Genomic DNA, 12,571 nt, shown 5'->3' with positions numbered 1-12,571 from the left:
TCCACTCCGATTCCTGCCCACAACTTCACATGGCGTAGAGACGGCCCAAGTCCGATCTATGTGCTCGTGCGCCAAGAATCCCACCAAGTGCAGACAGTATGACCGTCACAATTCGGCATCCACCGCGTACGCCGCCCGCAGCTCATCCGCTACCCGCTTCGACGCCGGCGGCCGCCTGTCTGCGGACCGTGGCCTCGGCTCCGGTGCCGGAGACTCGACTGGCTCCACAGACTTGGGCACTTGTCCCTCTTGCTCCGTATCTTCCGATCCCGGAGCGTCAGCCTGGAGACCGTCAAGGGGCGAGCCCGTGCCCGGACCCATCATCTTGACCTGGTCCTCGAGCAGCTTCTTAAACGAGGGGGACAACGACCCCTCGGCCGCGTCAGGCACATCCCCGGCGGTCGTCCGCGCGATCAACGTGAGCCGCGCATCGGCCGGCTTCAGCCCGGCGGACTCCAGCAATTTCCGGCATTCACCGGCTACGTGATCAAGCGTTGGCCGATCTTCCGGGGCATGGGCCAACATCGCGGAAATTAACGGCTTAAGGGCCTTCGGCACACCGTTCAGGTTCGGACCTACCTGAGGATTCGTGACCTGTACAGCGACCGTCTCCCACGCCGCCCCGTCATAAGGATAGTGGCGCGCCGCCGCGTACAACAGCACGGTGCCCAGTGCGTACACGTCCGCCGCGGGCGTCACCTTCGGGTTCCCGCCCGCCTGCTCCGGCGGCATGCAACGCACGGTTCCGATAATCATGCCGCTGTGCGACAGGGACTCCATTGACGTATCCATGAACGCACCGAGCCCAAAGTCGATGATCATGGGGCCCTCCTTGCCCATGATCACGTTCTGCGGTTTGAGATCCCGATGAAGCAATTTCGCGGCATGGACAGCGCCCAACCCCTCGGCGAGCAGCGCGCCCAAACTGGCGACCTGCGGTATAGGGAGGACGCCGTCCTGGTCGACACATGCCAAGAGCGTTCGCCCGGCCACGTACTCCATGGCCAGCCATGGCCTGGTCGCGAACGGGTCGGCTTCCAGGAAGCGCGCCACCCTGTTCGTGCCGATCACGGTGCGGGCTATCAGCGCTTCCTTCTCGAAGCGCGCCCGTGTGTCGGAATCAAGCTTGTCGCTCCGGATCAGTTTTACCGCCACCGGGTCGCCGCTCGGGGTGTAAGCGAGATACACCTCCCCCATGCCCCCCGAGCCCAACTCCTTGGCCACGGTGTACCGGCCGATCTGCTCAGGCATTCCCGTCATTCCCTGCTCAGCACTCCTTGCACACGCCCGTAGACCATCTGACAAATTATGGGCGTCATTCAGCCTAATCGCTCCCGATTCAGGACATACGAAGTTTGCTGCCTCAGCGCTTATTTTTGTGCTTGCTTGCTGAGCGACAGCGCTCCGAACGCAGACGTGCTCCAGTCAGACGGTGGACTCCGGCGGCCAACCGGAGGGCGACGGCTACGGGCCCCATCCATCAACGACACCCGCGACTACGGCCTGTTCACGCCGTCCGCCGGCCGCTGCGGCCGGTTGGCGACGAGGGCGAGGGGACGCTGACCAACCACTTCTGGTGTTCTCCGTCGTGGAATTGGAGAGCTGAGTCCGGCGGCCCTACGACATACTCGACGGTGGCGTCTCTGATTTCCGTCTCGGACGCTTGAGCCGAAAGATCGAGCGCTCCAAGGAGGGATCCGCGATGGTCAGCCGCAGATCACGTGGTTGCTATTGCGATGGGGCCGGGACATACACGGGATGATCTTGCAGGAAGCCTGCACCGAATTGGCTATCCGCCCAGCTCAAACCGCCGAAAGAAGCGGAGCAACCCTCGCTCTCCTACAGCAGGTGCTGCAGTTCCTGATCGTGCCTCGACGCCTGGTCCACGGGCCGCTGCCGAAGAGATTGGCTACTGAGGGCGGTGAGCCAGCCAGTTCCTGGGGGCCGCTGCCCACGTGTCTGGTCGTGCGGTCCAGCCTCCACCAGCGGACGTTGACTGGCCGCGAACAGACAGGAGCCGCTGAGGCGTTTCCCTCCCTGTCAAAATAGACAGAGGCAGCTAAACATGCACAAAATCTGCGCTGAGGGTGGGGAAGGAGACATCCCTTTTTGGGAGCAAGTCAACAGGATTCCGAGATCCCCGATCCCCAGGTGCGTGAGCGGGCCGGCGCCCGCCGTTACAGCGCGGCTTACAAGGCCCGGATCCTTCAGGAGTACGACCGGCTGGACAAGGCGAGCAAGAGCGCGTTGATGCATCGCGAGGGGTTGTACTCCTCGTCGATTTCCAGTTGGCGCACGGCGCGGGAGCAGGCGCTGGGCCGCCCGGCCGCCCGGCCGAAGGCCGACCCGCGGGACAAGAAGATCGATGCGCTGCAGGGGAGGTTGAGCGGCTGCGTGCTGAGCTCGGCAAGACCCCGCCAGGTGATCGAGGTGCAGGGAAAGCTCTTCGCGCTGCTGGATCAGCTCGCCACCAGCAGCGAGACCTCGACGCCTCGGGGCGAGCAGTGACCGAGATCATCCAGGCCGCCCAGGCCGAAGCGATCACAACGCTGGCGCCGCTGCTTGGCCGCCACGACGCATGCGAGGCGGCCGGAGTCGCGCAGGGCACCTGATATCGCAAGGACCGGCAAGGCCCCCCGATCCGGCCACTCACGCCGCGCCACCTCGGCCTTTCAACCTCGTCAACCCTGCCAATGCCTGACAAAAACACGACAATGCCTAACTCTTTCAACGTCATCACCTCTCATGGTTCTACGGTGAACCTCGACTCTTCCGAGAAAGAGGTAGTTCTTGATGAAGCCCAGAAACGTTTCAGAAAACGAGATGAGAATCGACCTCACCTTCATCGATCAAGGTGGGCGATGGGTTGACTCGGCGCCGGAAGGTGTCTCCCTCGGCGCACTCACCCTCCACGGATGGGAGGTGCACCCGGTCAATGCCCTTCCGGACGTCTCCGGCGGCATGGACTGCTACCTCATAAAGGTCAACTACGAGCTGGAGCTCGCACCCGACTCGGCTCCTCTGAGCTGGTTCGAGGCTGGCTTCGCGTTCAAAATCGATTCGGCCCAGCCGGTCACGATAATGGATGCCCTCCCTCGCTCGATGAGCGACCGAGCCGACGAGGGCGTGTACACGCTCACCGACTGGCTGCATCTGGTGCCGTATACGGCGAGCAATGGGCTTCGGCTCGTGCTTCCCCCGGTGAGGGACATCATCCATGTCTTCGGCATCGGTGGTCCGCAGGTGCGGTGGAGGCACTTGGCGAGACCGGGTGAAGGAGTATGTGAGGGGTCGGGCGTCGCGTGGGTCGTGGTGCTGGTTTCGAAGGGTTCCCAGGAAGTGCTGGTCGAGTTCTCGGTCCGGTACGCGCTCAACGTCAACGACATGGTCGACGCGATTCCCATCCAGGGAACGAAGCAGTTCCCATTGAAGCTGCGAGAGGGCATCGTCGACTGGCTGGTCATCGAGCCCGTCACCGCCGGCAAGGAGTTGCGGCGCAGTATCAAGGAGGGGCCGCGGGTCTTCATCTGCTATGCCCACGACGACGGAGAGCGCGTACGTCAGGTCTTCCAATTCGGCGAGTTGCTTGCACGGCTCGGCGTGGATCTTCATATGGACAAGATCGTCGAGGGCCGGCGCCAGGATTGGTTTGATTGGGCAATACGGCAAATCCTGACAGCCGACTTCATCGTGATCATTGCTTCTCCCAGGAGCAAGGCTGCAGGTGACGCAATGATCGACGACAAGTCGAACCCTGGGATACGAACCGAGCTGGCGATGATCAAAAGCCAACTGCATGAGGATCGGGAGCTTTGGACATCAAAACTGCTTCCTGTCGTCCTCCCAGGTGACAGTGTATGCAACATCCCCCTCTTCCTCTCACCAAGTTGCGCCGACCACTACGTGATCGATGAGCTGACCGAGGAAGCCCTCGAGGACCTGCTTCGCGCCATGGGGCGGAACAAGTCCGGGGAATGGTCCCGGACTCGGTCCGCTGACGATGAGCTCAGCTAAGCGTCAGCCACTCCGTCGTCGCCTTCGATCACGGCAGGCCTCTCGTCGAAACCGGAGAGCCGGTAGTTGGGGTGATCCTCGTCGACCGACCTTGCCAGATGCAACGGCACCGGCGCCATGGTGCGGTCATCCCAGGAGATGGCCTGCTCGCACATCCTCGCGGTGAGTGCGGCAAGCGCCTCGGGAGGCCACGAAGCCGGCTCGACGACGACGATTTCCTTGGCGGTGTAGGAGTGCCACGGATCGTTCATCGCTGCATGCGCGTCATCGTCTTTCGACAAGTTCCAGCGGGTTCGTTGCGCTCCTCGTCTCCCATTCTTGGCTCGGTACTTGACCGAAGTGCCGGGAAAGATCCATGAAGGGACTACTGAATCCTTCAGCCGGTAGATCTTCCGTCCTGGAGCGGCGGGCTGGTTCACATCCCCAGGCCTGTTGCTTCTTTCTACCCGAGCGACTGGTCGGCCGATCTCCTCGATCTCCGTGTTGAGACGCACAACTGCCACATCACCGCCTCGGTCACGCAGGAGGTCACCGGGCAGGGGCCTATCGCCTAGTTGAGGATCTTTGAGTCCAGGCCAGATGCTCCGTGCTGCCTGGGTGCCGATGAAGACCACCATAGGTGTGTCCGCCAAGTCGTCTCTGGCGAGATCGCACAGGCTGTTCTCGATCAGAGTGCGTGTTCTGACGGCTTTCTCCCCGGAACGGCCTAGCCTTGAAGAGCCGATTGGTCCGGCGTAGAAACTGGTGATCCCCTCAGCAGATCGGACCCAGCCTCGCGACGGATCGCTCCAGACCAGGATTCGACAAGATTCGAGGCTTGCAGGGTCTATGTAGACGGCGACCATGATCAGGACGAGGACCGGGTCCCCGTTCCCGGCTTGCTGCCGGCGGAGATGGATGCCGACCAGTAGGGTCTTCCGGCCCAACGGATATGGCAACCTGCTGGTGGTCAGCGCGTCCAGGAGGCGGCTATCGAGGATTCCCGCGGCCCTGAGGAGGTCCCTCAGCGCCGCGCGGGAGACGTGCTCGTACGCATTCTCGGTTCGCGGCTCGGCATTCTTCGGCAGCACCGGAGGGTCGGTCGCCATGAACTGCGAGGGGATGCCGAGGTGCGCGAGTAACGTCCTCAGGTGCGGTTTCGCGTCGAGTTCCGGACGTTCGGCCTGAAGGTGGAAACTGGTCTCCGCCCAGACGGCGACCAAGTGGTGCGGATCGCTCGACAGATCGCGCAGTCGGTCGAGGTGCTCGAGCCGGTTCACCGTGTCGTGAGAAACGAGCTCCTCGGACCACAGGGCGATAACATCCAAGCGATCGTTGATCTTGATGCTGGGGCCACCGGCAGTGGGGCGAATTGGACGGCCAATGAGCGCCTCGAACCCTCTCAGCATGCGCCGCCTGGCGTCGGGCGTGGAGTAGAGGCAAACGAGAGTGACGTGCTCGTACCCGCTCGGCCCTATTCCATCAGAGGGAATCCCTCCGATCATGAACTTGCGTACTGGTTGCAGAAGCTTGATCTGCTTGTCCAGTTCGTAGGTCAACGGTTCGAGCTCCGGAATGATACGCAGGACGTGCTTGTACAGGTAGTACATAAATCTTGGCCCGAGCCCGCTGCCTATGGATTGGTAACGGCTGTAGGCGAGCTGGGGGCGGACGACGTCCGGCTTTGATGGGAGTTCGGCAGGCAGTTCCAGAGCTTTGAGCTGGCAGGCCTCGAGGATAGCGGCGATGGCCGGATCCAAGTAGGAGACCCATTCGTCGGTCTCTCTGTCCTTCCGATGCCGCACAGGAAGCCTCAGGATGGGAGCCACCCCCTCCTCACGGGCAATCCAGGCATTTTTCGTCTGCCTGCCGTACCAACGGGGTGACAATCGGGAGAGGTGAGCGTCGAAGCAGAGGACGGGATCCTCGGCACCGGCCTTCGTGACCAGCTTGACAGTTAACTTGGCCATGGAGAACGCAGTGCTGTCGCCCGTAGTTCGAGCCAGCAGGTCGTCCCAGGCCAGTAGCGAGCCGTCGGTGTCGATCCGCAGAGCCAAGATCCGCTCATCGTCGATCAGAAGCGGTGCGCTCGCTACCCGGCGCATGATCTTCCAGGCCGCTGCCCTGTAGACCCAGCCGGGTGCCGTCGGCGCTCGCCTGGAGCTCAGGGCGATGTAGTCGCTGAAGGCACGTGCAGGTTCCGGTTCCGGAAGCTGTTCGGCCAGGACAAGGGGTCCTTCGCCGTCCCGAAGATGGCGTTCCCAAGCTTGTACCGCTGTCCGCAGTCTGCGATCGAGGGCGTTGTCGCTGGTCAGCAGCAGTGATCGGCTACCGGCTGCGACTTCGTCCGCAGCCAGCTTGCTCTCCCCGAACATGCGGACGGGGTTGCCGGTGGCGGCGATGAGTCCTGTCGCCAAGACGGCGTAGGGAGGCTGCCTGCCGTACAGGCGGGGAAGGGTGTCCCAGGCAGCCGCGAAGTCCTGGGTGAGCGGGTATGCCGTCACTGTCCCGAGCACCATGTCCAGGTGTTCGCGGGGGATGCGAAAGGCGAGCGTGATCAGCATGTGGGGGCTCCATTCTCTGCTGCGTAGTCGAAGAAGGCCGTCAGCGTCGTGTCGTAATAGGTCTCCATGTCCCGGAGTACGCCTGTGGCCTGCCACCTAGTCTTAAGGCGGAGGATCAGCGTGGCCAGGTCGGTCCCTCTGGCGCTGTCGAGCATCGCGCCGTCGACCAAGTGAAGAACGGCGTTTGTGCCGCCACGACGCGCGCGGCCGATGAGCTGGATGGCACCGTTGATGGTCTCGGCGACCACTCCGAGCTTGACTCCCTCCGGTTGCGACTGGAAGTAGGGAGGACGGTGAATGATTTCTTCCAAGTAGTTGCCCGCAGCCTTCCTGCGCTGCGCCAGAAGGTCCCGGGGATCGACGGAGGGCCCGCTGTGCTCAAGATGTGCCTTGGCCTGGACGTGCGCGAGCAGTTCATCGGGTTCGTCGATCAGCGGGACCGGCCGGACGATCAGCCACACCGAGCCGAGAGCCGACTTGTCGCCTTTGCCGATGATGTTCACCCCGCGTTGCACGCGAGCGAGCGGGGCGATCAGGATGTCGGCCTTCTCGTCCTCTGGGAAGAGTTCCAGCTGGTCGGCCTGGATTTCCCGCCATCGGCCGGCATCGATGATTTGTCGGGTGTCGTCGTCATCGGGTGGTACAGCTAGACAGATGCGGTGGGACTCGACGCCCGCGTCGGCGAGGCCTTCGGCGACCAGCCGCGCCGCGGCGTAGGAAGTGGTGGCGAGCAGGACTCGTGCCCTGTCGCGGTCCTCCACGCGAAGGCGGCACAACTCTGCCTCAAGGTAGGTGTTCCACAGACGAAAGGCGATCCTTTTCGTCGCTGAGGTGCGCATAGCTCCGTCGAGGCCGGAGATCCGGGCGAGGTTGTCCTGCTCGTCGCGGATCGGAGCCGCCTCGATTCGCACTGCTTCTGGATTGCGGTCGGTCACCCACCACTTGGGTTTGACGTGCACGTGGTGGTGTGGAGCTCCGGGGAAGTACGCGGTCGCGGAAAGGCCGAGCACGATTCTCCTGGTCTCGGCGTGGGCCAGGGCGGTCGTGTCGCCGAGGGTGACGACGTAGGTGTGGGGGTCTCCGCCGAAGGCCGCGGTGGTCAGCCGGGCAAAGTCCCCGCCGGTGTCGTCGTGGTGCTCGGTGAAGGCGAAAACGAGACGCCCGAGAGGGCCGGTGGGGGTGACGCGCCATCGTCCGTAGATTCCGATCGCGTCTGCGATCTTCTGGGCGGACTCGACACCGATGTCCACCAGTTGAGCGTTGCTGGCCATGAGGCGGTGCAGGTAGACACGAGCACGTCCGAGAATGGCGCGGCGCAGGATGCGATTGATCACCTTCGGCCGTTCGGTGTCAGGGACCGAGGCGATGAGTTCTTCAAGGGTCTCACGTGCCGCCTTGATCGCCGATCCGCCGGATCCGCCGGTGACCACGGCGGCGAGTCTGTCGCGAACTTTGCCGAACTCACTCGGCTCTCCGGGAAGTGGATCCCGCTCACCGAAGAAGAGCGAGCGGAACATCGCCATGTGCCGCCAGGTGACCTCCTCGGGCTCGATGTCGAAGATCTTGGCGGTGAGCCAGTTGTCCCATCGCCTCGGAATGATCCAGTACCGTCTCGGTCCGCGTGGTCGCGCCTTACGAGAGGGGGAGATCGCGCCGATCCTCTGGTAGGAGATGTGGCTCACGTAGGTCTCCGACAAGTAACGGAGTCCGAAGTAAGCGTCGCGTACGGTGGCGTCGATGTCGCTGTGGAGGCGCCCGAAGGCGGTACCGAAGTCGGAGTCGAACTCGCGGAGCGGCGTGTTGATCCGCCCGCCGTAGTCGAGCAGCAAGCCACGCCCCGACTGGTCAATGGCGGTCCGTTGGAAGCGGTCGACTTCGTCGATGACGACGACCTGGCAGCGGCGCATGATGAGTTCCTCGACGGTGACCCGGTCGTTCGGGCCGGATCCGTCGTCCACTGGCGTCTGAAGGATGCCCAGCAGCAGGTTGGCATGGGACGTCACGATGATGTCGGCCGAACAGGCTGCCCTGACCTGGCGGTATCGTCCGCAGGTCGTCCGCCAGGGGCAAGCCACAGTCTCGGGCCGTTTTCGGAGAGGCCGAGGCCGGCGGAGTTTGGCACAAGGTTCGGACCCTGGTCGCCAACCGTCGATTCCGCTTTCCGTCGTGGCGACCGCAGCCAGCCCGCATCCGTAGCCGAAACGCTCCCAGACCCAGTCCGCTCTAGGGCTGGAGGACGAGGTCGGTAACGCGGTGTCCGCGACCTTCAGCATCGAGCGTGGAGACACCAGGGGAACAGGAGGTTTCACAGATTTGCAGGGCATGACGATCTCTATCGCCCGTTCGATCTGATGGGTTATCTGGACGACGTCGCCGTTGGTAGGCAGGACGAAGGCCACGCTCACGTTGTGTTTCGCTGCCCAGCAGGCGAAGCTTTCAACGAGTACAACCGATTTGCCGAAGCCGGTGTAAGCCAGCAGTTCGTTGAGTGTGCCTGCGGTGAGGTCCAAGCCTGTGACCTGCTTGTTCCGGCTCGTCTCAATTTGCCGGGCGAATCGTTTCACGCATGCCTGGCGGTAGGCGGGCTGGCCAGCCTTCAGCATGCTGCGGTCGATGGCGGCGGCGATGTCCTCCAGTTCCGCGAAGGGGACCCAGCGGTCGAGCAGCGGCGGAGCATCCTCGATGCGAGGAAGGCTCCGGGCCGGTTCTTCATGGTGGGGCTGTAGCTCGAACGCGAAGTCGATGAAGGTCTCGCTGGTACCGTCCAAGCCGGGCATCCTGAGGGTGGCGTAGTGGGCCCCGGGCCGGCCTATCGGCAACTCGCGCCGGCTCTCCACATACCAGGCATCCAGATCGGCCAGGTGCTTGTCGATGAACGCGGTCAAGGGCATGCCTGGATCGACCAGAATTTTCGCGTCGTCATCGGCCTCCTCTTTCGGATAGTCCTCAGCTGGTTCGCAGCCCGCGATGGCAGCCTCGTCCAGCAGCCGGTCCAGCACCTTGCCGGCGGCCTCAGCGTTTGCCAGCTGGTTCAGTCGACGTCGGAGCAGCCTGGTGAACCTCTTCGTATCGGCTTCCGCGAGGCCGTGCCAGCCCGACCAGTCCGCGATGTGACCGTCGAGAACGAAGAGGACATCACCTCGGGTGGTGGTACGGCTGGCGCCTTCGCCCGCATCACAGGGAAAGAACCTGGCGGCAAGCCCGATCGCTGCCCCGAGGAGCACTGGGGCAACCTTCTGCTTGTCGTCCATGCCTACTTCGCTCGTCCGCTCGTCCCAAGAGCTCGCCTCACCTGCATCAGGAAGCGCTTCTCTGTGGTGATGGAAAGGCTCGGAAGCGCGGCGCGAAGGGCTTCGTACTGGTGTTCATGCGTCCTCGGCAGGAGCACGCGCGCCCGCGGCGGTTTGGCCTTGAGATCCGAAATCAAGCGATGCACTGATCGATACTCCTTTACGTCCACGGTGAACTTCTGATCCCCTGCCGTCACGCGCAGGTCGTAAGAGTCGAATCCGGGCCAGAGTTCAACCCCAGCGCCGAGACTCTGGAGTTGCGTGTAAATTCGCAGCTCACTCGCCCCGGGGACGACGATAAACCGCCACACGCCCACATTCAGGCAGACGGCGTCCTGCGCCTTGCGCGCGACAGGCGTCTTTCTCGGGCCGGAGCCCTCGTCGATCCGCCGGAGGGTGGGCCTACCGTTGGAGAGCACCTTGGTCACTTCGTAGACACAGGAGTGCGGCCGGTAGCCACAACGAACGACTCCCCGCGACACCATCATTGGCCAGCGGCACTCGGGACACGGCCACCACCAAGCCTTCTCCAGTTCTGTCCGATGCAGCTGACGACTAGGGACGGCCTGGTATCCAGACGCGACGCGGATTCCGGCTTTGCTCACCAGTTCTCCGATCTCCCCGGCAGTGCCGGCCGGATGTTCGATGAGAAGCCGCCGGGAAGCCACATAGACCTCCTGCTTCTTCATCGCGATCATCGCGGTGAAGACCTGGTGCCTGATCTGTTCGGCACGCATCCGCGTCCAATCGGGCAGCCATCTTCCTGAGTCGGTCAGGACGTTGAGCGGCATGACGTATTCGCAGATCAGATCCTGCACATCTGGGGTGAGCTCGTTATCGACGCCCAAAAGGGCCAACTGGCCGACTGGATCGTCACTGTCAGCGAAGATCGATAGCTTGCTGAGCGGGCTGCGCAACGCGCGCACCAGATCGAGCGGCGTATTCGGTGCCCGGCCTGGCCCTTGGGCCTCCATGATGACGCCCGTCATTCTGGCGATCTCGTGCATGGCCTTCTTGGGGCGCGCTTCCCTTACTGTCCAGGCGTACGCGGCACGCAGTGCGGCTGTGACGACACGACGACGTCGTTCGGAAAGTTCGTCGGAAGGCGGGGAGGGCCAGGTGTTCACGATCCGCTCCTTACCTTGGCGTCCGGACACCAGCGCGTGAAGGCGCACGTCTGGCACTCCTTGCCTGCCTTGGTGGCACGTGCTGTGTCGGCGTGCCATCCGGCCGCCTCGAGCCGTACCACCATCCGCGCCTCGGCCACCACCTCGGGGTCGTGCACATCGAACTCGGTCAGGACGGGACCGTTGGCGGTGAGCCGTTCGAGCTCCACCCGACACCCGACGTTCCCTCCCCCCAACACTCCCTCGGCCGAGAGGACGATCGCGAGGGCGACCTGTGGGAACCCCTTGAGCAGATCACCTTCGAACGGGTACCTCGAGGTCTTGGTCTCGCGCAGCCGCCATACGCCGGCGGTCAGGTAGAGCAGGTCGACCTTGGCGATGACCACTACATGGGCAGCGGGGTCGTAGACGACGACCTGATGCTCAGAGTGGACCTCAGCCTCCCGGCCCGCCTCACGCAGTGGGCAGACGAGAGAATGATCTCCAATCATTCTCATGCCGAGCTTGGCCTGTAGCGCGTCGTCCGCGAACCGCTCTTCTCGTGTGAGGTCCGGCACGTCGTCCGCGCGACACGCCTGCCGAGGTGAGCGCAAGTGCTTAGCCTCGATCCACTTGTGTACGGCTACGCCGCGCTCGACTTCCGGACTCCGCTCCGCGCTGCGGTCCGGCGGTAGCTTGAGGTCGTAAAAATAGGGGATCGGTCCGCACTTGCGGTGCTGGCGTGTCGTGGTCAGCGACCAGGCACGGAGCGGCTTGGACGCATCGCTGATCCCCAGGAGCCCTTCTCTGGACGGCACCGCCGGGCACATGTCGATCAGCGGGCACTCCGCGCAGTCGTTGCCCGGCCGACGCTCACTGCCTGCGGCCACAGCGCCCAGCAGCCCCTCCGCCTCGCGGTGGTACTTGTCGATGGCAGCCTCGGGATTGTCCTCGAAGAGGACGTTTGCGGTAGCGTCCAGGCATCCGATCTCGATCACCCGCACCTGGTGCGGTCGCTCTAACCTCCCTAGAGTCGCCGGGCCCTTCTTCCAGAGTTTGCTCAAGGCAGGTCTTCCCTCGGCCAAGACGGCGGCCGCGAGAGCGATCTCGACTTCATTTCGAGCTCGGCGCTCGACGCTTCCCATCCGGAGGATCCGAAGTTCGCGTACCCCGTCCTTCTCGAAACGCCGACCGGTCACCGTCTCCTCGTGCACCAAGGGGATTCCGCCGTGCGGGCTGTCGAGTCGTCTGACCCAGTCGCGCGAAACCGGCTCCAGGTGGGCCAAGTCCTTCACGCTGGTCTGGTACTGCCGGACCGCGTGCTCTGTCCATCGGGCGAGCGCCGGATGGACCGACTTCCCGCTCTGCAGCCCATGGCTCAAAGCCAGGTTTTCCGGCTTCCGGTCTAACTCCATGTGATCGAGCACGTTGTGGAACGGCCCCATGTTGTAGTCCGGCCGGTCTCGGTAGAGCGGGCGGTCTCGTACCAGGTCAGGACGCACCTTCAGGGCCAGCCGTAGGGGGCAACTGCGCTTGTGGGCCACCGCGATGGAAGGGCGGAAACGCAGAAGCTTCTCATCGCCGGTGATTCCCTCAGGGATCTGCCAGTTAACCACGG

7 protein-coding genes are annotated in these 12,571 nt (G+C 63.5%); 2 read left to right on the top strand and 5 right to left on the bottom strand.

Translation table 11 applies throughout. From position 1 onward, the window contains the following. Positions 1 to 105: 105 nt before the first annotated feature. Complete coding sequence (locus AB0J69_RS31155; RefSeq protein WP_364124286.1) at positions 106 to 1,251, bottom strand: serine/threonine-protein kinase; 1,146 nt, start codon at positions 1,249 to 1,251, stop codon at positions 106 to 108. 900 nt (positions 1,252 to 2,151) lie between these two features. Between AB0J69_RS31155 and AB0J69_RS31150 the strand changes: the two genes are divergently transcribed. Both AB0J69_RS31150 and AB0J69_RS31145 read left to right on the top strand, forming a co-directional pair. Then, on the top strand, positions 2,152 to 2,508 hold the full coding sequence (locus AB0J69_RS31150) for a hypothetical protein (RefSeq protein WP_364124283.1): 357 nt from the start codon (positions 2,152 to 2,154) through the stop codon (positions 2,506 to 2,508). A 285-nt stretch (positions 2,509 to 2,793) separates the two neighbouring features. Beyond that, a complete protein-coding gene (locus AB0J69_RS31145; protein ID WP_364124280.1) occupies positions 2,794 to 4,014 on the top strand; it encodes an SEFIR domain-containing protein in 1,221 nt (406 codons plus the stop codon). Here the strand turns inward: AB0J69_RS31145 and AB0J69_RS31140 are convergent. Genes AB0J69_RS31140 through AB0J69_RS31125 form a run of 4 tightly spaced genes read right to left on the bottom strand, consistent with a single transcriptional unit; the run spans position 4,011 to position 12,569 of the window. After that, on the bottom strand, positions 4,011 to 6,557 hold the full coding sequence (locus AB0J69_RS31140; protein WP_364124277.1) for an RNaseH domain-containing protein: 2,547 nt from the start codon (positions 6,555 to 6,557) through the stop codon (positions 4,011 to 4,013). The two genes, AB0J69_RS31145 and AB0J69_RS31140, sit on opposite strands and share 4 nt — an antisense overlap. Beyond that, positions 6,551 to 9,808 carry a hypothetical protein gene (locus AB0J69_RS31135; RefSeq protein ID WP_364124275.1) on the bottom strand — a complete coding sequence of 1,086 codons (3,258 nt, stop codon included), beginning with the start codon at positions 9,806 to 9,808 and terminating at the stop codon, positions 6,551 to 6,553. Before AB0J69_RS31135 ends, AB0J69_RS31140 begins: the two co-directional genes overlap by 7 nt. 2 nt (positions 9,809 to 9,810) lie before the next feature. Then, a complete protein-coding gene (locus tag AB0J69_RS31130) occupies positions 9,811 to 10,974 on the bottom strand; it encodes a hypothetical protein (RefSeq protein WP_364124272.1) in 1,164 nt (387 codons plus the stop codon). Continuing rightward, positions 10,971 to 12,569, bottom strand: a complete 1,599-nt coding sequence (locus AB0J69_RS31125) for a PD-(D/E)XK nuclease family protein (RefSeq protein WP_364124270.1) — start codon at positions 12,567 to 12,569, stop codon at positions 10,971 to 10,973. Before AB0J69_RS31125 ends, AB0J69_RS31130 begins: the two co-directional genes overlap by 4 nt. Between the last annotated feature and the right edge of the window lie 2 nt (positions 12,570 to 12,571).

This window comes from Nonomuraea sp. NPDC049709, assembly GCF_040674815.1.
In the GTDB taxonomy this organism is placed as follows: Bacteria; Actinomycetota; Actinomycetes; order Streptosporangiales; family Streptosporangiaceae; genus Nonomuraea.
Note: the sequence above shows the minus strand (reverse complement) of the source record. Positions and strands in the feature narration are given on the sequence as shown.